We start from the raw sequence: 23,673 nt of genomic DNA, 5'->3' as shown, positions 1-23,673 counted from the left end.
GGTATTTTGCGCTTTACCTATCCAAAGTTTGAAGGCACACTGAAAATTGATTTTTATCTAATAACTGATGGAATAAACCAATGACTAAAGTACTTCACACAGAATCTGCTCCAGCTGCAATCGGCCCATACGTACAAGGCGTTGACCTTGGCAACATGGTACTGACTTCTGGTCAAATCCCAGTAAATCCAGCAACTGGTGAAGTATCTGCTGATATCGCAGAGCAAGCTCGCCAATCTCTAGACAACGTTCAAGCGGTTGTTGAAGCTTCAGGCCTGACTGTAAAAGACATCGTAAAGCTAACAGTATTCGTCAAAGACCTAAACGACTTCGGCACAGTAAACGAAGTTTACGGTAAGTTCTTCGATGAGCACGGCGTTGCAAACTACCCTGCACGCTCATGTGTTGAAGTAGCTCGTCTGCCAAAAGATGTAGGTATCGAGATCGAAGCTATTGCGGTTCGCAAATAGGTTTTAATCTTTAGATTAAACACCTTCTAATAAACGACTTAGCGTAATACTGGGTGTTTATTAGATACAAAAAAAGGTTGCCCAGTTGGCAACCTTTTTTATTGTTCATCGTTTCGCTTAGATAATTACTTTTTATTAAGCTCAACCACTTCTTTGTCTAACTCTTCAAGTTTCGCAGCCATCTGCTCACGAGCTAGGTTAGCCAGTTCACGAACATTAGACTTGTCGTAGCCTTCAGTGCTGATTGGTGGCAGCATTTCAACAATCACGTGACCATTGTTCCAACGGTTTAGCTTCACGCCACCGGTTGAGCTACACACGATAGGGATGATAGGCAAGCCAGCACCAATCGCAGCATGGAATGCACCTGTTTTGAATGGCAGCAGACCACGGCCACGAGAACGAGTGCCTTCAGGGAACATCCAAACTGAAACATCGCTCTCTTTTAGACTCGTCACGACCTGATCAATCGTACCTACCGCTTTGCTACGGTTAGCACGGTCAATTAGGATGTTACCCGTCAACCAGTAAAGCTGACCAAATAGAGGCATCCACACTAGGCTTTTCTTACCAACAGTTACCACTTTTGGCGTTACCGCTGATGAAATCGTGAATAGATCCCAGCTGTTTTGGTGGTTCGCCACATAAACATGTTGGCCGCGAGAGTAGGCATCTTCTGGGATGCGAAGCTCTAACTTCATGCCGAAGATCTTCGACATGCGACCGAAATAACGGCCAAAGGTAAATACGTGTTTCGGGTTGCGTGGACTTAATAGGCAGTAACCACAACCAAATACAAACATAAGAATCGCAAATATCGCCACTGCGAAAATACGTAATATTGCTATCATTTTGTTCCTCACCGACCGCCAAGTTGATTCATCTATTCGCGCAAAAATGAGCAATAGATTTACTCGCGGTAAATACAACTATAAAAAAGCCGAAACCAAGGTTCCGACTTTTATGTTTTCATCTTACTGATTCATGAATCCACTAACCTAGGTTAGTTCGACTCACTAAATCGTGTAATGTTTGCGCCTAAGGCTGACAATTTATCTTCAATCTTATCGTAGCCACGATCGATGTGATAAATACGGTCAACGATGGTTTCACCTTGAGCAATACAGCCAGCAATAACAAGGCTCGCAGATGCGCGAAGGTCCGTTGCCATTACTTGAGCGCCGCTCAGTTTTTCCGTTTCACCACAGATAGCCGTGTTACCTTCGATTTCCGCTTTTGCACCCATTCGCTGTAACTCAGGAATGTGCATAAAACGGTTTTCAAAGATAGTCTCAGTGATAACACCACTGCCCTTCGCCATCATGTTAAGCAGAGTAAACTGTGCTTGCATGTCGGTTGGGAAACCAGGGTGAGGTGCCGTTACGATTTTCACCGCTTTCAGTTCACGACCCGTCATATCAAGACTGATCCAGTCTTCGCCCGTTTCAACCTTCGCACCCGCTTCTTCAAGCTTCGCTAAGGCAGCTTCAAGAAGATGAGCGTTGGTGTTGCGACAAACCACTTTACCGCCAGAAACAGCAGCAGCAACCAGGAAAGTACCTGTTTCAATACGGTCAGCAACCACAGAGTGTTGGCCACCACCAAGACGTTCAACGCCTTCGATAGTAATCGTATCTGTACCTGCGCCAGAAATTTTAGCACCCAGTTTGTTTAGGAAGTCAGCCGTATCAACAATCTCAGGCTCACGCGCTGAGTTATCGAGTACTGTTGTTCCTTCCGCTAGCGTTGCTGCACACATGATAGTAATGGTGGCACCCACACTTACTTTATCCATCACGATGTGCGCGCCTTTCAGACGGCCATCAACACTTGCTTTCACATAACCATCTTCCAACTTAATGGTCGCACCTAGTTGCTCTAGGCCGTGGATATGCAGATCAACAGGTCGAGCACCAATTGCACAACCGCCTGGAAGTGACACTTGGCCTTCACCAAAACGAGCGACTAGAGGACCTAAAGCCCAGATAGAAGCACGCATTGTTTTCACTAAATCGTAAGGCGCACAAAATTCATTAATTTCGCTGCCATCAACATGAACACTACCATTACGCGATACTTTTGCGCCTAAACGCTTAAGCAGTTCCATCGTAGTATCGATGTCACGTAGGTGAGGAACGTTACTTACTTCCACTGGCTCTTCAGCAAGAATTGAAGCAAATAAGATAGGTAGCGCTGCATTTTTTGCGCCTGAGATCGTCACTTCACCGCTTAGCGGCTTATCCGATCCAATAACTCGAAACTTTTCCATCATAAACCTTAAAGTGACATCAGTTTCTTATCACGTTCCCACTCTTCCGGCGTGAAAGCCTTAATAGAAAGAGCATGGATGTCATTGCGTTGAATGTATTCCATTAGTGGGCCGTAGATTAGTTGCTGCTTCTTAACTCGATTCATGCCGTCAAAACATGGATCAACCGCAACAACTTCGTAATGACTGCCTTCCCCTTTCACGAAAATTTCCTGAAGGTTCAGTGCTTCTGCTAATAATTCTTGTACTTTTGTGCTGTCCACAAATAGCTCCTGCCTAATTTTTTATGTGTTCTGCCATCATTGGCTGGATATTGCTCAATTGGAACAACGTTCGTAATTGTTCTGGCACGAAACTGAGCATTATATGACAGTTTTGATTTTTTGCATGCTCTAATAAGTGAATTAGCATCACCATTCCTGCTGAATCGACTCGATTTATATGGCTAAGGTCAATTTCAACGCTCGATTCCGTCGTTTGCCACTTTTCCAATATACGCCAGATTGCAGGGACACTGTCTCGGTCTAAATCACCGAACAGTTGATACTCTTTAGAGCTTAGTGCTTGCCATTGAGAATGGCTCATTATTTGTTACTCTCAAAACGAATCGGTTGTGCGGCTAATTTCTCTAGTTCGTCTGCAACTTGTAAGATGCCTTCTTGACGAATCTTAGTATTCCACTCCGATTGCTTGCTCGACAACAAGCTAATACCTTCGGCAACCATATCAAATGCTTTCCACTCGCCAGATTTCTTGTCTTTGCGAAGCTTAAATTCAAGCTTAATGTTTGGTCGCGGCGTATCGATGATGTCGACCTTGATACTGGTAATGCGGCTATCCGCTTTGATTTTTGGTTCTGGACCAAATTCAATCGTCTGATCTGTGTATTGAGTCAGCACTTGGGCATAAGAAGAAACAAGGTATTTACGGAATGAATCGATAAACACGCCCACGTCTTTTCTATCCGCGCCTTTCAAGTTTGGTCCAAGTAACTTAAGAGCTGCATATTGTGCATTCACATAAGGCATCAACTCTTCTTCCACGATGACCTTCAATAACTCTGGATCTTGGTGGATGTTGTCTTGTTCACTCTTCAAACGCTCAAATGCCACTTCGGCAACTTGAGTCATCATCTGGTAAGGCTGAGTACGGTCAATCGATTCTGCAGCAAAGGCTTGGGTAGAAATAAGCAACGCCATTGCCGCCATAAACATTGATTTCAAGTAACCAATAGCTTTTAAATAACTAATAGTTTTCAACATTATCTTATTCCTTAGCTTCGCTGTCATTAGAACCACCAACGCTATACAGCACTTGGCCAATCAAATCTTCTAGTACCAATGCTGACTTAGTGTCTTCAATTGAATCACCATCGACCAACATCTCTTCATCATCAAAAATGAAGCCTGGAACCAGACTAATGTACTGCTCACCAATTAAGCCAGATGTTAAAATTTGAGCACTAGAGGTATCTGGAAATTGTGAGTACTTCCCGTCAATAGACAGTTCAACGACAGGAAGGTAGCTCTCGGTATCAAGCTCAATGCTTTTAACTCGTCCAACAACGACGCCACCCACTTTCACTGGAGAACGAACTTTTAGGCTGCCAATGTTGTCAAAGGTCGCTTTTAGATTGTAAGTATGGTTCGAACCTATGCCTTTTACGTCAGCGACTTGAAAGATCATGATTAAGATTGCGCAAATTCCGGCAATAACAAAGGTGCCGACCCATAATTCTAATTTTCGAGTTTGTTGCATGATTAATTCCCAAACATCAATGCGGTAAGAACAAAATCTAGCCCTAGTACCGCTAGAGAAGAGTGCACTACAGTGCGTGTGGTTGCCTGACTGATACCTTCTGAAGTCGGTACTGCGTCATAACCATTGAAAAGTGCGATCCAAGTTACGGTGATAGCGAAGACCATACATTTGATCATGCTGTTACCAATATCTCGGCCAAGTTCTACTGAAGACTGCATCGCAGACCAGAAACTGCCGTGATCAATGCCTTTCCAATCAACACCAACCAGTTGACCGCCCCAAATACCTACCGCCATAAAAATCATAGCAAGCAATGGCATTGAGATAAGCCCGGCCCAAAGACGTGGTGCAATAATGCGTTTAAGAGGGTCAACGGCCATCATCTCAAGGCTTGAGATCTGCTCTGTTGCCTTCATTAACCCAATCTCTGCCGTGAGTGCTGAACCGGCTCGACCTGCAAATAATAACGCAGTCACCACAGGCCCCAACTCACGCAACAGTGAAAGCGCGACCATTTGACCAAGGTTTCCCTCAGCGCCGTAGTCAATTAACACAACATAGCCCTGCAGGCTGAGCACCATGCCGATAAACAGACCCGAAACTAAAATAATAGCCAATGACTGAACGCCAACGCTATAAAGTTGTTTTACTAATAAGGGGAAGTTTTTTAGTCGCGGGATGCCAAACAAAGCCCCAAATAACATCAGGCTTGCTCGACCAAATGACTCACAGCTCGCAAGTGTACGCTTACCGACACCCGCAATAGTTTTAACAATCATATTAAAACAAATCCTTTTCTAAGCTCTTCGCAGGGAATCTAAATGGTACTGGACCATCGGCTTCGCCTTGCAAAAATTGCTGCACTCTCGGATCGCTATTGTTGTACAACTCATCAGGTGTTCCAGCGGCAATAATCTTGCTATCTGCCATGAGGTAAACCCAATCAGCAATACTCATCACCTCTGGCACATCGTGAGAAACAACAATCGAGGTTAAGCCCAAGGCTTGATTGAGATTTCGTATCAATTCAACCAATACGCCCATGGTGATGGGATCTTGGCCAACAAACGGCTCATCGTACATGATAAGTTCTGGATCCAGTGCGATTGCGCGCGCCAGTGCGGCACGCCTAGCCATACCCCCAGACAACTCACTCGGCATTAATTGCGCTGCCCCTCGTAATCCTACCGCTTCAAGCTTAAGTAATACGATGGTACGAATGAATTTTTCATTAAGTTCAGTGTGCTCTCGCAGCGGAAACGCCACATTATCAAAGACATTGAGATCCGTAAAAAGCGCACCCGATTGGAATAGCATGCTCATTTTCTTACGTGCTTGATATAGCTTTCGACGTGATAATGCAGGGATATTGTCACCATCAAACCAAACTTCGCCTTCATCTGGCGGCAGTTGCCCACCGATCAAACGCAGTAAAGTCGTTTTGCCGATCCCAGACGGCCCCATGATGGCGGTTATCTTGCCTTGAGGCACCTCTAAACTGATGTCATCAAAGATAACGCGGTCACCGCGTGAGAAGCTGAGGTTCTTAACTTTCACAAGCTCAGTGTTCAACATATTTTTGTTGTTTCCTTGCTTTAAAAAACGCCAATTATGGCTGCAATAATAATGAGTCTACTTTAGAATTAAAAGCACTGTTCAATTAATTCATATTAAACAGGAATCTATGCAGGGATTTGAAAGCATTAGGAAATTATCTATTGATCTCTCTTTCTTGCCTGCTAACTGGTAATTAATTTGCCGAGTGACTTCCCTTTTATCTAGCAACAGGTCAAAATTAGCGGTTAATTCTCCGTTTTTATTAATTTTTTAGGAATCATCATGCTTGAAGCGATTGCGTTTCTTATTATCGGTCTAGGTTTTTTGGTGTGGAGTGCAGATAAGCTGGTTTACGGTGCCGCTGCTCTTGCTCGCAACTTCGGTATTTCACCACTAGTTATCGGTATGACGATCTTAGCAATGGGGTCTTCGGCTCCTGAAATGATGGTTTCTGCGACAGCAGCCCTTGATGGCAAAACAGATACAGCTGTAGGCAACGTACTGGGCTCTAACATCGCCAACATCGCGCTGATTTTAGGTATTACAGCCCTTATCAAGCCGTTATCGATTAGCTCAGGCGTGATTCGTCGTGAACTACCATTAATGATCGGTGTCACTCTGCTAGCGGGCGCCCTATTGTGGGATAACCATTTAGGCTTCTATGAAGGCGTGTTGTTGTTTGTTCTTTTTGCCGCGTTTTTGTTTGCTATGTTGCAAATCAGCCGCAGCGAGAAAAAGAACGGCGATGCTTTCCTTGATGAGCAAGAATCAGAGATCCCTGAAGGCGTAAGTAACCCTAAGGCTGCAATGTGGGTCGTGATTGGTCTAATCGTCCTACCTTTAGCTGCTGATATGCTGGTAGATAACGCTGTGATCATCGCGAAGTTCTTCGGCATGAGCGACCTTGTCATTGGTTTAACCATCATTGCTGTTGGTACTAGCCTTCCTGAACTTGCAGCATCACTAGCCGGCGTTATGAAGGGTGAAGATGATATGGCTGTAGGTAATATCATTGGTTCAAACGTATTCAACATCCTTGCTGTTATGGGTATCCCGGGCATCCTAAACCCTTCGATCTTGAGCGAGTTCGCTATGGGTCGTGACTTCTGGGTAATGCTAGGCGTATCGCTACTACTTGTTGTGATGGCACTAGGAAAATCTCGTAGTGTGAATCGTATTGAAGGCGGCGTGTTAATTGTGACGTTCGTGGCCTACCAAAGTTACCTATTAATGAACATGTCGGCTTAATTGTTGATTTAACTTCCCGTACTTGGAGTATTTGATGTCTCAGCCATTTGATTACCGCAGCGTTGCAAAACAAGTTTTGGAAACCGAAGTTGCAGGTCTCACTCAATTAGACCAATATTTTAATGATGATTTTTGTAAAGCTTGCGACCTTATCCTGAACAACAAAGGCAAAGTCGTTGTGATGGGCATGGGTAAATCAGGCCACATTGGCAACAAAATCGCAGCAACATTGGCAAGTACCGGGACATCGGCTTTCTTTGTTCACCCAGGCGAAGCGGCGCATGGCGACTTAGGCATGATCGAACCTGGTGATATTGTGATTGCAATATCCAACTCCGGCGAATCGGGAGAAATCCTCAGCCTATTTCCTGTGTTAAAGCGTCTGAGCATCAAGATCATCAGCATGACAGGCAAGCCAGCATCAAACATGGCAACCCTGTCTGATATCCATTTACAAATTTCTGTGCCGAAAGAAGCGTGCCCGCTAGGTTTAGCACCAACAACCAGCACAACAGCTACCTTAGTAATGGGTGATGCATTAGCCGTCGCACTTTTACAAGCTCGAGGCTTCACCGCTCAAGACTTTGCCCTGTCTCATCCTGGTGGCGCTTTAGGTCGTCAGCTGCTGTTGAAGCTCGACGACATCATGCACACAGGCGATTCACTTCCTGTTGTAGCACCCGACGCACTAGTAAGAGACGCTCTACTAGAGATATCTCAGAAAGGCTTAGGCATGACAGCAATCGTTGGTGAAGATGGCCAAATGGCCGGTATTTTTACCGATGGTGATTTACGCCGTATCTTAGACAAACGCGTTGATATCCATAACACGCAGATCGGTGATGTGATGACGCTAAACCCGACGGTAGCCGAGCCAAACATGCTCGCGGTTGAGGGCTTAAACTTGATGCAAGCGAAGAGCATCAATGGCCTGATGTTATGCCAAGAAGGTAAATTAGTCGGAGCGTTAAACATGCATGACTTACTGAAAGCAGGAGTAATGTAATGACACAGACAGTCGAAACTCTATACGGCACTGTTAATTCAGATGTATTTGCAATTGCAAAAGAGATCAAACTGCTGATTTGCGATGTCGATGGTGTCTTCTCTGATGGTCGCATCTACATGGGCAACAACGGTGAAGAGCTGAAAACCTTCCACACTCGTGACGGTTACGGTATCAAATCACTGATGAACGCAGGCATTGAAATCGCGATCATCACGGGTCGCAAATCTCAAATTGTTGAGAATCGTATGACCGCTCTAGGCATTAAGCTGATTTATCAAGGTCAAGACGATAAAGTTAAGGCATACCAAGATATTTGCGATAAGCTTTCTGTAAACCCTGAAAATACAGGTTACATCGGAGACGATCTGATTGACTGGCCTGTAATGGAAAAAGTTGGCTTGAAGGTCTGTGTGGCAGATGGGCACCCGCTACTTGCAAAGCGTGCAAACTACGTGACAACCATTAACGGTGGTCATGGCGCGGTACGTGAAGTCTGTGACCTTATTTTACAAGCAAGAAATGAACTCGACGTGCATAAAGGTTTAAGCATATGAGTTTTACTCGTATTATCTATTTAATACTCATATTTATTGCCTCTTGGTCGACCTATTACTTGTACGACAAAGAGCAAACATCAACGATACAAGTGGCTCCAAATTTGGAGCTGCCCGCGTTTAGTGGCAAAAGCCTGAACAACATTAGCTACGACGAAAGCGGTATTCGCAGCTATCAGGTTGAATCGACGTATTTAGAACACTACTCAGTAGTTGGCGATACGCACTTTCAAAACCCAGTTCTTTCGGTATTCCGTGAAGGGCACACGATTGAATGGCAAGTCACCGCTGATCGCGCGATTATGGATGAGAATCAAGTTGTCACGTTTTATGACAACGTCGTGGCAAAGAACCTGTTGCCAGAAGCCAGCTTCGATACAATGACCACAGATAAAATGGTTGTTGAGCTGCCTAGCCGAGATTTTTATTCAGAGACTCCGGTCCATATGATCGGTACATTTTTTGAAACTGAGGGACAAGCAATGAAAGGTAACTTCGGTACCAACAATGCAATCCTCTTTAATTCTGTTCAAGGTAGATATGAAACTCTTACACCTTAGTTTATTCGCTTTGACCCTTGCGGCACCTAATGTCTATGCTCTGTCTTCGGATAGTGAGCAACCTGTCTACATTGACTCAGACAGCCAGCAATTGGATATGAAAAGTAACCAAGTGACTTTCCTTGGTGATGTGAACCTTAAACAAGGCAGCATCAATATCAATGCCGATAAGGTTATTGTTACTCGTAACGCCGTAAACGGTGAGATTGAAGAAATTCAAGGCTTCGGTAAGCCAGCAACCTTCTCTCAGCTTACTGACGACGGTAAGACACTCTACGGTGAAGCTGACGACCTGCACTACCAGCTTGTTGCCGACCGACTGATCATGACTAAGAATGCGATGTTATCTCAAGATGGCAGCATCATTCGCGGTTCTAAGATCACTTACCAGATCGGTTCTCAGAAATTAGTCGCTGACAGTGGTGAAAACAAACGAGTGTCAACGGTTTTACAACCAACGGAAGTGAATAAGTAACGATGGCTGTTCTTAAAGCAAAAAACCTAGCGAAAACCTACAGTAAACGTAAGGTTGTTACCGATGTAAGCTTACAGGTAGAGTCAGGCCAGATCGTCGGTCTGCTTGGGCCTAACGGTGCAGGTAAAACCACATCTTTCTATATGATTGTTGGTTTGGTGGCGCGTGATGAAGGTACCATCAGCATTGATGACCGAGACATCAGTATCTTACCAATGCACAGCCGCTCTCGTCTTGGTATCGGTTACCTGCCTCAAGAAGCATCGATTTTCCGTAAGTTGTCCGTAGAGAACAACATCATGGCGGTTTTACAAACCCGTGATGAAATGACCAACGAACAACGCCAAGATAAGCTGGAAGACCTGCTAGAAGAGTTCCACATCCAACATATCCGCACCAGCAATGGTATGGCTCTGTCGGGTGGTGAGCGTCGTCGTGTAGAGATTGCTCGTGCACTAGCAGCAAACCCGCAGTTCATTCTATTGGATGAACCATTCGCCGGTGTTGACCCGATCTCAGTAATCGATATCAAAAAAATCATTGTTCACCTGCGTGATCGCGGCTTGGGCGTTTTGATTACCGACCACAACGTTCGTGAAACATTAGACGTGTGTGAAAAAGCTTACATCGTAAGCCAAGGACACCTGATCGCTGAGGGTACTCCTGAAGATGTTCTCAATAACGAACAAGTTAAACAAGTTTATCTAGGCGAACAATTCCGTCTATGATTATATAGAGAGTATCGAGAGTTCTAAGAATAATAACTAGGTAAGTCACACTGAATGAAACCCTCATTACAACTTAAGCTAGGCCAACAGTTAGCAATGACTCCTCAATTGCAGCAAGCGATTCGTTTGTTGCAATTGTCTACTTTAGATTTGCAGCAAGAGATTCAAGAAGCACTTGAATCTAACCCACTACTCGATGTCGAAGAAGGCAATGAAGATACGCCAACATCGGAAGAAAAACCTAGCAGTGACGAAAAAGAAACTGTTGAAGCCACAGAGCAAGACTTACCTGATAGCTCAGACTTAATCGAAAAATCAGAGATTGGCAACGAACTAGAAATCGACACAACTTGGGAAGACGTCTACAGCGCGAACACCGGTAACACGGGTATTGCGATTGATGACGACATGCCGGTTTATCAAGGCGAAACCACTCAAAGCCTGCACGATTACCTACTTTGGCAACTCGACTTAACGCCATTCACTGACACCGACCGAAGCATCGCTTTTGCATTAATCGATGCCATCGACGACTACGGCTACCTCACTGTAACTTGTGAAGACATCCTTGAAAACTTCGACAATGAAGAGATCGAGCTTGATGAAATTGAAGCGGTACGTAAACGAATTCAGCAGTTTGATCCGCTAGGTGTCGGTTCTGTCAACCTGCAAGATTGCTTGTTACTGCAACTGGCAACCTTTCCCCAAGATACGCCTTGGCTTAACGAAGCTAAGTTAGTACTTACTAGCCATATCGACCAACTCGGCAATCGCGATTACAAACTGGTTATCAAAGAGACCAAGTTGAAAGAAGCAGAACTACGTGAAGTTTTGCAACTGATTCAACAGCTGGACCCTCGTCCTGGCAGTAAGATTACTCCGGATGAAACTGAGTATGTGGTTCCAGATGTATCTGTCTTCAAAGACCTTGGCAAATGGTTAGTGACCATTAACCCTGATAGCGTGCCTAAGTTGAAAGTGAATCAGCAGTACGCTGATCTGGGCAGTAAAGGCAACAGCGCCGACAATCAATACATCCGCTCAAATTTGCAAGAAGCAAAGTGGTTAATTAAAAGCCTAGAGAGCCGAAATGAGACGCTACTCAAAGTTGCGCGATGCATTGTTGAACATCAGCGTGATTTCTTCGAACATGGCGAAGAAGCGATGAAGCCAATGGTTCTTAATGATGTTGCGTTAGCTGTTGATATGCACGAATCCACGATCTCTCGTGTGACGACTCAAAAATTCATGCATACGCCACGTGGCATCTTCGAGCTCAAATACTTTTTCTCAAGCCATGTCAGCACTGACAATGGCGGTGAATGTTCATCTACAGCAATTCGCGCACTCATCAAGAAGCTTGTCGCAGCGGAAAATACCGCGAAGCCTCTAAGTGATAGTAAGATTGCTGCTTTACTGGCTGACCAAGGAATTCAGGTAGCTAGACGTACCATAGCGAAATACCGTGAGTCTCTGGGCATTGCCCCATCGAGTCAGCGTAAACGCCTGCTATAAGCTCATTTAGTCGCTAGTTACTTAGCAACTATGATCAGGCAACCAACTGAAAAGGAAAGTCTATGCAAATCAATATTCAAGGCCATCACGTTGATCTTACCGATTCAATGCAAGACTATGTTCACACCAAATTCGACAAACTTGAGCGCTTCTTTGATCATATCAATAGCGTTCAGGTTGTTTTAAAAGTTGAGAAAATCAATCAAATCGCAGAAGCTACCCTGCATATAAATCAGGGGGAAATCCATGCGACAGCAACAGATGAAAGCATGTATGCCGCGATTGATTCATTGGTTGATAAACTCGTCCGCCAACTCAACAAGCACAAAGAAAAGCTAAGTAGTCACTAACATGCAATTAAGCGAAGTACTTTCATTGGACTGCACCAAAAGTGCAGTCCAATGCACAAGCAAAAAAAGAGCCCTTGAGCTCATCAGCCAGATAGCAGCTGAGAGCTGCGGTCAAGATTCAACAGAGCTATTTGAGTGTATGTTGAGCCGTGAGAAGATGGGCAGTACCGGTATTGGTAATGGTATCGCGATTCCCCATGCTCGTATGAATGTCAGTGATAAAGCGATAGCTGTATTACTGCAATGCCAAGATCCTATCGAATTTGATGCGATTGATAATCGTCCTGTCGACCTACTATTTGCCCTGCTTGTTCCTAGCGAACAATGCAAAGAGCATCTAAAAACCCTTTCTTGTATGGCAGAACGACTAAACGACAAGCAGACTCTTAAACAGCTGCGTAATGCTCAGAGCGATCAAGAGCTTTACGACATCATGATTCAAGTGCCAACTTGCGAGCAATAACATGCGATTAATCGTGGTTAGTGGCCAATCAGGGGCCGGTAAAAGTGTTGCGTTACGAGTCCTAGAAGACTTGGGGTATTACTGTGTCGATAATCTACCAGTAAACCTGCTCAACAACTTTGTCGAATCGGTACGCGAAAGCAACCAAAACGTTGCGGTAAGTATTGATATACGTAACCTACCGAAAGAGCCTCAGTTAGTCACCGACACGCTCGAGCAACTCGAGTCAGCTACAAACATCGATGTTGATGTATTGTTCCTCGATGCCAGCAAGCAGACACTCCTTAAGCGCTACAGCGAAACCCGCAGAATCCACCCTTTATCAATTGGCCAAGAAAAGCTCTCTCTTGAGCAAGCGATTGATTTAGAGAAGACACTTCTGACACCTCTCGCAGAGCACGCCAGCATTGTGATCGACAGCAGTGACTGCAACCTCTACGAATTGAGTGAAAAGGTTCGATTTAAAGTTGAAGGCAAAGAGAAGCAAGAGCTGATCATCGTCTTTCACTCTTTCGGTTTTAAGTATGGCTTGCCAAGTGATGCCGACTACGTGTTTGATGTTCGCTTTTTGCCGAACCCTCACTGGGAACCTGCACTACGACCACTAACCGGGCTAGATGCACCAATTCACTCCTTTCTAGAAGAACACTCAGAAGTTCTGGAACTCAAGCAACAGATCCAAGGCTTTGTTGAACAGTGGTTACCAATGTTAGAGAAGAACAATCGCAGTTACCTAACGGTCGCGATTGGCTGTACTGGCGGCAAACACCGCTCGGTTTATCTAACCCAGAAAATTGGTGAGTACTTTGAGCAACTTGGCCATCAAGTTCAAATCAGACACGCCTCCCTAGAGAAGCACCAACAGGGCTAACCATGGAATTAACTCGAACTGTACTGATCCAAAATCGCTTGGGTCTTCACGCTAGAGCAGCCGTAAAGTTGGTTGAGCTTGCACAAAGCTTTGATGCAACCATCACTATCCATAGCGAAGAAGATAAAACAGCAACAGCAGACAGCGTAATGGGGTTACTTATGCTGGAATCAGCGCAAGGGCAACATATTACGATTCAAGCTGCAGGTACCGATTCACAGCAAGCACTGGATGCCGTCTGTCATCTCATTGAAGACAAGTTTGATGAGGGTGAGTAGCGAAAACGCTTCACTCACAACGCCTAAGACTCAAACAACGAACCAACCAATATTAAATCTTAGTTCTATCTAAGTTTATGATTTAAATAAGCCCCAGAATTAAGTTACTATTCCAACCATTGTTAGAATAATGAGATAGGAGGAAAATATGGCAGAGCAATTAGAATTCGACCAAGCTCACCAAACCCTCCAAGAAGTCAGCGAAGCCCTAGAAAACGGCCGATTTGTTCACGTACGCCGACAACTTCAGGACATGGAGCCTGAAGATATTGCACACCTTTTAGAAGCCTCCCCTCGCAAAAGTCGTGACGTACTCTGGCAACTCACCGATCCTGAAGACTACGGTGAAATTCTTGATGAACTAAACGAAGACGTCAAAGATGCTCTTGTGTCGAAAATGGCACCTGAGACCTTGGCAGAAGCAACCGAAGGTATGGAAACCGATGACGTCGCGTACGTACTTCGAAGCCTACCCGACGATGTTTCTCGCGAAGTCCTTTCTCAAATGGACTCCGTCGATCGTGCATTAGTTGAAACTGCCCTGTCGTACCCTGAAGATTCAGCGGGTGCGATCATGAACACCGACGTAATCACGATTCGTGGTGATGTCGATGTTGACGTTGTATTGCGCTACATGCGTATGCGTGGCGAACTGCCGGATGCAACTGATGCTCTGTATGTTATTGATGAAGAAGAACGTCTTATCGGTAACCTATCACTTACCACGCTAGTAACGACTCAACCTGATGTCCCTGTTTCAGAAGTGATGGATGATGCCGACGAAGCGATCGCGGTAGAAACCAGTGCGTCAGATATCGCGAGCCTGTTTGAACGTCGTAACTGGGTTTCTGCGCCTGTCATCGATAGTAACCAGCACCTTGTTGGTCGTATCACCATCGATGACGTGGTTGATGTTATCCGTGAAGATGCCGAACACTCAATGATGAGTATGGCGGGTATGGACGATGACGAAGATACCTTCGCACCGGTCGTAAAATCTGCTCGTCGTCGTAGTGTGTGGCTTGGTGCTAACGTACTCGCAGCACTGGCGGCAGCATCTGTATCAAACATGTTTGAAGCAACGCTCGATCAAATGGCAGCGATTGCGGTTCTGATGACTATCGTGCCTTCGATGGGGGGTGTTGCGGGTAACCAAACCGTTGCTCTGGTGATTCGTGGTTTGGCACTCGGTCATATCGGTGACAGTAACAAACGCGAACTGCTACTCAAAGAGGCAGCCATCGGCTTCCTAAACGGCGTTCTATGGGCCGTTATCATTGGTGGTATCGTGGTGGCTTGGAAAGGTAACTGGATACTGGGAGGCATCATCTCAGCGGCGATGATGACCAACTTGATTGTCGCAGGTATTGCTGGTGTAACTATCCCAGTGATGTTGAAGAAGATGAATATCGATCCAGCCCTTGCTGGCGGTATGGCACTGACCACAGTAACCGATGTTATTGGCCTATCGGTGTTCCTAGGCTTAGCGACCATACTGATCTAGTTAGCATAAGCAGTTAGCCAATTTTTGGCGAAATACAGAAAACAAAAAGGGAGCCACGGCTCCCTTTTTTAATTCATCAGATTCGCTTTAATTGAATTACTCACCCGCGACTTTCATCGACTCAAGCAGGATAGAACCCGTTTGAATTTGCGAACGTGTTTCTACGTCGTTACCCACAGCAACAATCTGAGTAAACATGTCTTTTAGGTTACCTGCGATTGTTACTTCTGATACTGGGTATTGGATCTCTCCGTTTTCAACCCAGAAACCTGCAGCGCCACGTGAATAATCACCCGTTACGGTGTTTACGCCTTGGCCCATCACTTCAGTGACTAGGAAGCCAGTACCCAACTCTTTTAGCATCTGCTCAAAGTTTTGACCGGTCGATTTAACGAACCAGTTATGAATACCACCAGCATGACCGGTTGGCGTCATATCCATCTTACGTGCGGCATAGCTCGTTAGTAGGTAAGTTGCTAGCACACCGTCAGTGATGATTTCACGATCTTGAGTGAACACACCTTCGCTATCAAATGGGCTTGAAGCCAAACCACGTAGGATGTGAGGACGCTCAGAGATATTGAACCAATCAGGTAGGATTTTCTGACCTAAATGATCCAATAAGAAAGATGACTTACGGTAAAGGTTGCCGCCACTGATCGCCATCACAAGGTGACCGATAAGACCTGTCGCAACATCGTTAGCGAACATAATTGGGTATTGGCCTGTTGGTAGCTTTTTCGCATCCAAGCGGCTAATCGTCTTTTCTGCAGCTTCCTGACCTACACGCTCAGGCGTCCACAGTTCGTCACGGTGACGTGCAACGGTGTAGCTGTAGTCACGTTCCATTTCACCATTAGCGCCTTGCCCAATCACGCAGCAGCTCGTGCTATGACGGCTTGAAGCGTAGCTGGCTAGTAAGCCATGACTGTTACCGTAAACCTTAACACCGTAGTGACTGTCGTAGCTCGCGCCATCACTCTGTTTGATCTTATCGCTATAAGCGAGCGCTTGCTTCTCAGCTGCAATCGCAATCTCAGCGGCATAGTCAGGGTTAGGCTCGTCAGGGTGGAAAAGATCCAAGTCTGGAATTTCTTTTACCATGTATTCTTTTGCTGCAGGACCTGAAAACGGGTCTTCAGAAGTGTACTGAGCGATATCAAGTGCGGCCGCGACGGTTTGAGCAATCGCCTTTTCACTCAGATCAGATGTAGATGCGCTGCCTTTTTTCTGGCCGCGATAAACAGTAATACCTAGCGCACCATCACTATTAAATTCAACGTTTTCCACTTCACACATACGTGTTGAAACACTTAAACCCGTTGACTTAGTAATAGCGACCTCAGCTGCGTCTGCACTCACTGATGCCATATCCAACGCTTTAGCTACTGCGGCTTCTAGCTCAACTCTTTGCTGGGCGACTTGCTGTTTTACATCCATATCTATTCTAATTTTTTAGGTCAATATTACGTAGGATAACAAGAATTTCGCTTTCTCCCCAAGATTCTTGCTAAAATAGGCAATATATTCGTTTGAGATAGTGACATAGGCAGAAAAGATGGCTCGCAAAAACCAAAAAGCCCCATGGGAACCAGAAGAAGAAATCATCTGGGTAAGTAAGACAGAAATGAAAACCGACATGGAAGCGCTACAAAAACTGGGGGAAGAACTTGTTTCCCTGAAGCCTTCTGTATTAGACAAGTTTCCTCTGTCTGAAGATTTGGCACAAGCGATTAAAGATGCACAACGCTTTAAAAATGAAGCGAAGCGCCGTCAACTTCAATACATTGGTAAAGTAATGCGCAATGTTGATCCTGAGCCAATTCAAGCGGCTTTGGATAAAGTACGTAACAAGCACTCGCAAGCAACCGCTGAACTGCACAAGCTTGAGCAACTGCGTGATCGCGTTGTTGCTGAAGGCGATGCTGCCATTTCAGAAGTCATGGACATGTACCCTGAAGCAGACCGTCAGCGTCTTCGTCAGCTAGCTCGCCAAGCTAACAAAGAGAAATCAGCGAACAAGCCAGCAAAGGCTTCTCGTGAAATCTTCCAAATCTTAAAAGAGCTAAAGCTAGAAGACTAATCGTTATCTCGCTTTACTCATAGAGTGAATAAAAGACCTAGCACATGCTAGGTCTTTTTGTTTTTGACGTACTCGATATCAAGAAGCACTCAATATCAATAAATACTCACAGGAGTGATGAGTCGTCACTCACCCGCTTTAACAAATGAGCTTAATTCTGTCTGTGGATGATCCGCCGTCAGTGCCTCTATCGAGTCTTCAACCAACACCTTACCTAGCGCCACAAACACAAACTTATTCGCGATACTGCGTGCGTCACCTAAATGGTGAGTCACCATCAAGACCGTAATATTTCGCTCTGCCGCTAATCGCTTCACTAAGCTAAGCATCTCTTCACGCAGCAAAGGATCAAGCGCAGAGAAAGGTTCATCAAGCAGCCAAATATCATGAGGTTGGACAAAACAACGCGCTAACGCAACACGCTGGCGTTGACCGCCGGATAAGTGCTCAGGCAACCTATCCAAATACTCAGCGACGCCAACTTGCGCTGCGGCTTGCTCCACAGCTTGCTTTTGGGTTGCAGTAAGCTTTAAACCTGGATGCAGACCTAAACCAATATTTTCTCGCACCGTAAGGTGAGCAAACAGGTTGTGCTCTTGAAACAACATCGCCAACGGACGCTGATGTGCTTCTTTACCAATAAGCGACTGCCCAGCCACTGATATCTCACCCGATGTAGGCTCGATGAAACCAGCAACTAGCGCCAACAGTGTAGACTTACCCGCACCACTCGGCCCCATAAGCGCAACAATATCGCCCTGCTCAGCTTGAAAATCAAAGCTAAACAACTCTCTGTGATAGTGGTAATCCACATCTTTCATCACTAACATCATCGGTTCCTTAATTCTTTAGCATCGAGCTTAGATCTTCGAGTAAATAAGAATTCTATTAAGCTAAAGCTGCCGACACTCAATAACAGTAAGCTCACAGAAACCACCGCCGCAGCTTCCATTTGATAACTGCCTAACAATTGGAATAGGTACAAAGGCAGAGTTCTAAAATCTTGGCTACCAAACAAAGCAATCGCGCTTAAGTCACCCATCGCCAACATAAAGCTAATCGAGAAGGCTTGCGCCATCGGCTTACGCAGTGCTCGCCACTCCACTAACCTAAAACGCGTGAAACCTGTCATTCCCAAGCTTGCACACACATACTGATACTGCTGAGACAAATGCAGCATAGGTTGAGCTAGGGTTTTAATTACGTAAGGCAGCGCCATTAAGCTGTTGACGGCAATCACGATAAAGAAAGCTAAACTAAAGACATCGGTGAATGAACGCAGTAATAAGAAGATCCCCGTACTGATCACCAGCCCCGGAGTCACTAAGATAATAGTGCCAATCAGCTCGATTTTATCGGCTCGAAAATTCTTGTTCTGTAAACGCCATGCTCGGCTAGTCAGCAGTATGGCGATACCAATACCAACTGCGATAACACTTGCTAATGACGCGACTTTAACCGAGGTAATTAACGCCGCCCAAAACGGCTCGCTGCTGAGTACGGTTAATGCCTGCGAGTTAATTCCACTGACGATAACCATAGCTAATGGCGGCAATACCAGCATTGAGACTATTATGATCCAAAAGCTATCCCAAGCTTTTGACCACCAGCTGTCCTTAACCAAATATTTCTCTTCAGACAACTGACTGGCCGTCACTGAAATAGGTTTCGATAGCCGTTGAATGCTCACTGCTAGCACACCACACAGCAGCATTTGCCATATCGCGAGCAAGGCACCAGCTTGAAGGTCAAAGTCGAATTTAATCGCCTGATAAATAGCGAGTTCGATAGTGGTTGATTTAGGTCCACCGCCTAGTGCCATCACGGTAGCAAAGCTGGTAAAACACAGCATGAAGACTAAGCCACACACATGAGGCAATTGCTGTCTTAAACGTGGCCATTCAACCCATCTGAATTTGTTCCAATGACTCATACCCAAATGAGCACAAAGCTTGTGTTGCTCGGCAGGCACGGTATCTAAGGCTTGTAAAAGTAAGCGACTGGCATAAGGCAAGTTAAAGAAAACGTGCGCCAGCAAAATACCATTCAATCCGTATATGGAAAATGGCAATTCAATATCGAAGCTCGCCAAAAACTTAGCTAACCAACCACTATTGCCATAGATCGCAAGTAAGCCAAATACGCCCACTAACACAGGCAGGACTAAGGTCGACGCGAACAGCCTTAACAACAAAGCGCGTCCAAAAAATTGCCTACGACACAGCGCATGAGCAATAGGTATAGCAAAGCCAACACTCAGCACTGTTGAGAGTGTCGCTTGATAAAAGCTGAATTTCGTTACATGCCAATAGTAAGGATCGGACCATACTTGGCTGATATCAAGAGAAGGGGCATTGCTAAGCAATGCCCCAACTGCTGAAACCACGAAGGCAGTAATGAGTATCGCTACCCAAATCCCAACCTTAGGTGTTTTCTTTATCATAGATTGTTTTTTACCGTAAATGGTTCGCTCAGTTAACATCGAACAAACCTTTAAATACAGAAAGTTAGAAAGCTAATTTTTTAAAAGCAAATTAAAAAGTAAGTGCACTCTGCCATTCACGAATCCATGGCTTACGCTTAGCTGCAATTTCTTCGGGTGTAAAGCTTAGCGCTTTCTGAGGAACCGTAAGTTGCTCGAACCCTTTTGGAAGCTCAATATCGGTCACTGGGTACATCCAGTTACCTGTTGGCATCGCCGTTTGGAATTCATCACTTAGGATAAACGCCATAAACTCATCAGCAAGTTTCTCGTTCTTACTGCCTTTAACCTTGGCGGCCACTTCCACTTGAGTGTAATGCCCTTCTTCAAAGCTTGCTGCTGCGTACTTAGAATCGCTCTCAGCAATAATGTGGTAAGCAGGAGACGTTGTGTAAGACAAGACTAAATCCGACTCGCCTTCTAGGAACATTGAGTAAGCTTCAGACCAGCCTTTGGTTACAGTCACTGTTTTCTGAGCAAGCTTCTTCCATGCTGCTGTCGCTTCATCACCGTATACTGATTTCATCCAAAGCATCATGCCTTGACCTGGTGTTGATGTACGTGGATCTTGGTAGATAACCTTAAGATCATCACGCTGCTCAACCAACTCTTTAAGGCTCTTCGGTGGGTTTACCAACTTCTCTTTGTTGTAAACAAAAGCAAAGTAGCCAAAGTCATAGGGTACAAAAGTGCTGTCGTTCCAACCATTAGGAAGCGTTACTGATGAAGTATCAACATTATGCTCAGCCAATAAGCCCGTCGCTTTCGCTTCAGCCATCAGGTTGTTGTCGAGACCTAGCAAGATATCGGCTTTGCTGTTACCGCCCTCAAGACGTAAACGGTTCAGAATAGACACGCCATCTTCTAGAGCGACAAAATTCACATCACAACCACACTTCTCTTCGAATGCTTTTTCAACGGCAGGACGAGGGCCCCAATCCGCAGCAAAAGAATCATAGGTGTATACGGTCAAAGTGTTGTCTGCAGCAAAGGCAGAAAAAGAAATAGCTGTAGTAACAGCAAGGGTAGTTAATGTGAATTTCACTGGACGCTCTCCATGGTCTGAGCGGCACAGGTTTGAGGGAGGAGAACGGTAGAGGTTGTTCCTAACTCAATTCCTACGCCAGCATTATCTGGTTCAGGTTTACGGGTCCCAAGCATCTGCTTGATCTCAGCTCGCATTCATTATTTGAATGGTTCGCTCCCCGATGAGTGTTCAGAATTGTAATTTGATTTTTAACAATAAGCTATCAAGTTTAGATCAATTACGTTGATCGTAGCCCCAACGTGGCACTAAACCTTGTTCGATACCTAAGTGATCAAGGATACGCGCTACCATAAAGTCGACCAGATCTTCAATTGACTTAGGTTGATGATAAAAACCTGGGGCTGCAGGCATGATCGTCACGCCCATGGTCGAAAGCTTATGCATGTTCTCTAGATGAAGCGTCGAAAATGGCGTCTCACGAACCACCAACAACAGCTGTCCTCGCTCTTTCATGACTACGTCTGCTGCTCGCTCAATCAGGTTATCCGACAATCCATGTGCAATCGAAGCCAAGCTTCCCGCGGAACATGGGCAAACGACCATCTGCTTCGGTGCAGCTGAACCAGAGGCAACCGGCGAGAACCAATCATCTTTGCCACACACCACCAGCTTTTCAGGGTCGCAGCCAAGATGTTTAACCAAAGCTTGTTTCGCCGCATCTGGCCCAGCAGGTAACTTAAGTTCATGCTCGGTCGCCAATACCACTCGCGCTGCCGATGAAATCAGCAAGTAGACCTGATAGTCGGCTGCCAAAAGGCATTCAAGTAAACGCAGGCCATAAGGCGCACCAGATGCGCCAGTGAAAGCAAGGGTTATCGCTTTATCGTGTTTTGTCATGTTCTCAATTACTTCAAATTATAAGGTCGTGGATGCCGTTAGCCTTTGAGTGCCAATCCATCCAACAGTTTTTGATGAATGCCACCAAAGCCACCATTACTCATTACCAAAATTTGGTCGCCAGCTTGTGCCTCTGAGACAATTTTAGCAACGAATGCATCCATGTCATCACTCACGTGTGCCGGTTGGTGACAAGCGTCTGCAACATCTTGAACTGACCAATCAATGTTATCCGGTTGGAATAAGTAGGTAGAATCCGCCTGCTTCAACGAATCAGCCAGTATTTCTTTGTGCACACCACGTTTCATGGTGGCAGAACGAGGCTCTAAAACGGCAATGATTTTCTTAGTGTCGACCTTATTACGTAATCCCCCGAGCGTAAGTTCAATCGCCGTTGGATGATGAGCAAAATCGTCATAAACAGACACACCTGCCACCTCGCCTTTAAACTCCAAACGGCGCTTAGTATTAATAAAGGTAGCTAGTGATTCACAAGCAAGGTCAGGTGTCACGCCCACATGACGTGCAGCTGCAATCGCCATCAAAGCATTATTTACGTTGTGGTCGCCCACTAAATCCCAATTTACGGTTCCAACACATTCATTTTGGAAGTAAACCTCAAATTGAGAGCCATCTTTGACCAGTTTCTTGGCATCCCAGTCGCCTTGCTCGCCACTCGATTCAGTTTCACTCCAGCAACCGCGAGCTAGAACATCTTCAATAGCGCTGTCTTGCTTAGGTGAGAAAATGCGACCATTGCTTGGCACAGTACGCACCAAATGATGAAATTGTCGCTTAATCGCTTCAAGATCGTCAAAGATGTCCGCATGATCAAACTCTAGGTTATTCATCACTAAGGTTCTTGGGTGGTAATGAACGAACTTAGATCGTTTATCGAAAAAAGCACTGTCGTATTCGTCGGCTTCTACCACGAAGAACATGCTTTCACCAAGGCGAGCAGAGATACCAAAGTTACCCAACACTCCGCCAACTAAGAAGCCCGGTGCATAGCCACAGTCTTCCAAGATCCAAGCCAACATGCTTGATGTCGTGGTCTTACCGTGCGTTCCCGATACCGCTAACACCCAACGGTCATGCAGTAAGAACTCTTGCAACCACTGAGGACCAGAGGTGTATCTAAGGTTGTTATCCAACACATACTCAACACACGGATTACCGCGGCTCATTGCGTTACCGATAACCATGAGATCTGGCCTTGGTTCTAATTGGCTAGGGTCGAACCCTTCAATAATTTCAATCCCTTGTGATTCCAACAAGGTGCTCATTGGTGGGTAAACATTCGCGTCACTACCCGTAACCTTGTGACCTAATTGACGAGCCAATACCGCAGCACCACCCATGAAGGTGCCACAAATTCCTAAGATATGAATATGCATAAATTGCTTCCAAACGCTTGGCTAAATAAACAGTGCCTAATTAAAACGGCTTGCACTCATTATCATTAAATGGCGCTTAAAAGCGAGCGGCAATGCAAAACAAATTGAGTCGACATAGTAAGTGAGATCTGTGTCGCTTAGTTCATTACCATTAAAAAGATCTAACCTTTAGAATTTAGGTAAGCGTCTAGATGAATAAAGCCCACTCAAGAGG

The 23,673-nt window shown here is 45.3% G+C and carries 28 protein-coding genes and 1 riboswitch; of the genes, 14 read left to right on the top strand and 14 right to left on the bottom strand.

Going from position 1 to position 23,673, the window contains the following annotated elements:
- Positions 1-80 precede the first annotated feature (80 nt).
- The gene (locus tag AB4154_RS17755) at positions 81-470 is read left to right on the top strand and encodes a RidA family protein (protein ID WP_004735319.1); all 390 of its coding nucleotides are present in this window, start codon (positions 81-83) and stop codon (positions 468-470) included.
- 125 nt (positions 471-595) lie between these two features.
- On the opposite strand, the gene AB4154_RS17750 is transcribed toward AB4154_RS17755, so the two are convergent.
- The 8 genes from AB4154_RS17750 to mlaF form a co-directional block, all read right to left on the bottom strand.
- Positions 596-1,321: a 1-acylglycerol-3-phosphate O-acyltransferase gene (locus AB4154_RS17750; protein ID WP_017058926.1), complete on the bottom strand. Its 726-nt coding sequence runs from the start codon at positions 1,319-1,321 to the stop codon at positions 596-598.
- Between the two features lie 152 nt (positions 1,322-1,473).
- A complete protein-coding gene (gene murA / locus AB4154_RS17745; RefSeq protein WP_017058925.1) occupies positions 1,474-2,739 on the bottom strand; it encodes a UDP-N-acetylglucosamine 1-carboxyvinyltransferase in 1,266 nt (421 codons plus the stop codon).
- Between the two features lie 8 nt (positions 2,740-2,747).
- On the bottom strand, positions 2,748-3,002 hold the full coding sequence (ibaG, locus tag AB4154_RS17740; protein ID WP_017058924.1) for a BolA family iron metabolism protein IbaG: 255 nt from the start codon (positions 3,000-3,002) through the stop codon (positions 2,748-2,750).
- A gap of 13 nt (positions 3,003-3,015) precedes the next feature.
- The gene (locus AB4154_RS17735) at positions 3,016-3,324 is read right to left on the bottom strand and encodes a lipid asymmetry maintenance protein MlaB (protein ID WP_017058923.1); all 309 of its coding nucleotides are present in this window, start codon (positions 3,322-3,324) and stop codon (positions 3,016-3,018) included.
- Positions 3,324-3,953 carry a phospholipid-binding protein MlaC gene (locus tag AB4154_RS17730; protein WP_120459707.1) on the bottom strand — a complete coding sequence of 210 codons (630 nt, stop codon included), beginning with the start codon at positions 3,951-3,953 and terminating at the stop codon, positions 3,324-3,326. The genes AB4154_RS17735 and AB4154_RS17730 overlap by 1 nt, the downstream gene beginning before the upstream one ends.
- Positions 3,954-4,005: 52 nt before the next feature.
- Positions 4,006-4,497 (bottom strand): outer membrane lipid asymmetry maintenance protein MlaD, encoded by a 492-nt coding sequence (gene mlaD / locus AB4154_RS17725; protein ID WP_017058921.1) that lies wholly within the window; start codon positions 4,495-4,497, stop codon positions 4,006-4,008.
- A gap of 2 nt (positions 4,498-4,499) precedes the next feature.
- A complete protein-coding gene (gene mlaE / locus AB4154_RS17720) occupies positions 4,500-5,279 on the bottom strand; it encodes a lipid asymmetry maintenance ABC transporter permease subunit MlaE (RefSeq protein WP_017058920.1) in 780 nt (259 codons plus the stop codon).
- Between the two features lies 1 nt (position 5,280).
- Positions 5,281-6,075 (bottom strand): phospholipid ABC transporter ATP-binding protein MlaF, encoded by a 795-nt coding sequence (gene mlaF, locus AB4154_RS17715; protein ID WP_017058919.1) that lies wholly within the window; start codon positions 6,073-6,075, stop codon positions 5,281-5,283.
- Positions 6,076-6,339: 264 nt separating this feature from the next.
- Between mlaF and AB4154_RS17710 the strand changes: the two genes are divergently transcribed.
- The 12 genes from AB4154_RS17710 to mgtE all read left to right on the top strand — a co-directional run bounded on the left by AB4154_RS17710 (position 6,340) and on the right by mgtE (position 15,612).
- A complete protein-coding gene (locus AB4154_RS17710) occupies positions 6,340-7,305 on the top strand; it encodes a calcium/sodium antiporter (RefSeq protein ID WP_017063737.1) in 966 nt (321 codons plus the stop codon).
- 34 nt (positions 7,306-7,339) lie between these two features.
- Complete coding sequence (gene kdsD, locus AB4154_RS17705; protein WP_372123713.1) at positions 7,340-8,311, top strand: arabinose-5-phosphate isomerase KdsD; 972 nt, start codon at positions 7,340-7,342, stop codon at positions 8,309-8,311.
- The gene (gene kdsC, locus AB4154_RS17700; RefSeq protein WP_017058916.1) at positions 8,311-8,868 is read left to right on the top strand and encodes a 3-deoxy-manno-octulosonate-8-phosphatase KdsC; all 558 of its coding nucleotides are present in this window, start codon (positions 8,311-8,313) and stop codon (positions 8,866-8,868) included. Before kdsD ends, kdsC begins: the two co-directional genes overlap by 1 nt.
- Positions 8,865-9,428, top strand: a complete 564-nt coding sequence (gene lptC, locus AB4154_RS17695) for an LPS export ABC transporter periplasmic protein LptC (protein WP_017058915.1) — start codon at positions 8,865-8,867, stop codon at positions 9,426-9,428. Before kdsC ends, lptC begins: the two co-directional genes overlap by 4 nt.
- Complete coding sequence (lptA, locus tag AB4154_RS17690; RefSeq protein ID WP_017058914.1) at positions 9,409-9,903, top strand: lipopolysaccharide transport periplasmic protein LptA; 495 nt, start codon at positions 9,409-9,411, stop codon at positions 9,901-9,903. The genes lptC and lptA overlap by 20 nt, the downstream gene beginning before the upstream one ends.
- Positions 9,904-9,905: 2 nt before the next feature.
- Positions 9,906-10,631: an LPS export ABC transporter ATP-binding protein gene (gene lptB, locus AB4154_RS17685; RefSeq protein WP_004735304.1), complete on the top strand. Its 726-nt coding sequence runs from the start codon at positions 9,906-9,908 to the stop codon at positions 10,629-10,631.
- Between the two features lie 54 nt (positions 10,632-10,685).
- Positions 10,686-12,146, top strand: a complete 1,461-nt coding sequence (locus tag AB4154_RS17680; RefSeq protein WP_017058913.1) for an RNA polymerase factor sigma-54 — start codon at positions 10,686-10,688, stop codon at positions 12,144-12,146.
- 62 nt (positions 12,147-12,208) lie between these two features.
- On the top strand, positions 12,209-12,496 hold the full coding sequence (hpf, locus tag AB4154_RS17675; RefSeq protein ID WP_009847742.1) for a ribosome hibernation promoting factor: 288 nt from the start codon (positions 12,209-12,211) through the stop codon (positions 12,494-12,496).
- A 1-nt stretch (position 12,497) separates the two neighbouring features.
- Entirely contained in the window at positions 12,498-12,959 is a 462-nt protein-coding gene (ptsN, locus tag AB4154_RS17670; protein ID WP_004738707.1) for a PTS IIA-like nitrogen regulatory protein PtsN, read from the top strand.
- 1 nt (position 12,960) lies between these two features.
- Positions 12,961-13,830: an RNase adapter RapZ gene (gene rapZ, locus AB4154_RS17665; protein WP_372123711.1), complete on the top strand. Its 870-nt coding sequence runs from the start codon at positions 12,961-12,963 to the stop codon at positions 13,828-13,830.
- A gap of 2 nt (positions 13,831-13,832) precedes the next feature.
- On the top strand, positions 13,833-14,108 hold the full coding sequence (locus tag AB4154_RS17660; protein WP_017066670.1) for an HPr family phosphocarrier protein: 276 nt from the start codon (positions 13,833-13,835) through the stop codon (positions 14,106-14,108).
- Between the two features lie 148 nt (positions 14,109-14,256).
- Positions 14,257-15,612, top strand: a complete 1,356-nt coding sequence (gene mgtE / locus AB4154_RS17655) for a magnesium transporter (RefSeq protein WP_017058911.1) — start codon at positions 14,257-14,259, stop codon at positions 15,610-15,612.
- A gap of 96 nt (positions 15,613-15,708) precedes the next feature.
- On the opposite strand, the gene pmbA is transcribed toward mgtE, so the two are convergent.
- Positions 15,709-17,052 (bottom strand): metalloprotease PmbA, encoded by a 1,344-nt coding sequence (gene pmbA, locus AB4154_RS17650; protein WP_171733234.1) that lies wholly within the window; start codon positions 17,050-17,052, stop codon positions 15,709-15,711.
- A gap of 118 nt (positions 17,053-17,170) precedes the next feature.
- Between pmbA and yjgA the strand changes: the two genes are divergently transcribed.
- Positions 17,171-17,695: a ribosome biogenesis factor YjgA gene (gene yjgA, locus AB4154_RS17645; protein WP_017069408.1), complete on the top strand. Its 525-nt coding sequence runs from the start codon at positions 17,171-17,173 to the stop codon at positions 17,693-17,695.
- Between the two features lie 125 nt (positions 17,696-17,820).
- Here yjgA and thiQ read toward each other — a convergent pair whose 3' ends face one another.
- The 5 genes from thiQ to mpl form a co-directional block, all read right to left on the bottom strand.
- On the bottom strand, positions 17,821-18,525 hold the full coding sequence (thiQ, locus tag AB4154_RS17640; RefSeq protein WP_017071293.1) for a thiamine ABC transporter ATP-binding protein: 705 nt from the start codon (positions 18,523-18,525) through the stop codon (positions 17,821-17,823).
- On the bottom strand, positions 18,525-20,138 hold the full coding sequence (gene thiP, locus AB4154_RS17635) for a thiamine/thiamine pyrophosphate ABC transporter permease ThiP (protein WP_136973684.1): 1,614 nt from the start codon (positions 20,136-20,138) through the stop codon (positions 18,525-18,527). Before thiP ends, thiQ begins: the two co-directional genes overlap by 1 nt.
- A 91-nt stretch (positions 20,139-20,229) precedes the next feature.
- A complete protein-coding gene (thiB, locus tag AB4154_RS17630) occupies positions 20,230-21,222 on the bottom strand; it encodes a thiamine ABC transporter substrate binding subunit (protein WP_372123709.1) in 993 nt (330 codons plus the stop codon).
- Positions 21,223-21,275: 53 nt separating this feature from the next.
- Positions 21,276-21,395: riboswitch (TPP riboswitch) on the bottom strand.
- A 43-nt stretch (positions 21,396-21,438) separates the two neighbouring features.
- Positions 21,439-22,062, bottom strand: a complete 624-nt coding sequence (locus tag AB4154_RS17625; protein WP_016787846.1) for a flavin prenyltransferase UbiX — start codon at positions 22,060-22,062, stop codon at positions 21,439-21,441.
- Positions 22,063-22,100: 38 nt separating this feature from the next.
- Positions 22,101-23,459 carry a UDP-N-acetylmuramate:L-alanyl-gamma-D-glutamyl-meso-diaminopimelate ligase gene (gene mpl / locus AB4154_RS17620; RefSeq protein WP_372123707.1) on the bottom strand — a complete coding sequence of 453 codons (1,359 nt, stop codon included), beginning with the start codon at positions 23,457-23,459 and terminating at the stop codon, positions 22,101-22,103.
- Positions 23,460-23,673: the final 214 nt, after the last annotated feature.

Origin of the sequence: Vibrio sp. 10N.286.51.B11 (assembly GCF_041469245.1) — a bacterium.
In the GTDB taxonomy this organism is placed as follows: domain Bacteria; phylum Pseudomonadota; class Gammaproteobacteria; order Enterobacterales; family Vibrionaceae; genus Vibrio; species Vibrio crassostreae_C.
Note: the sequence above shows the minus strand (reverse complement) of the source record. Positions and strands in the feature narration are given on the sequence as shown.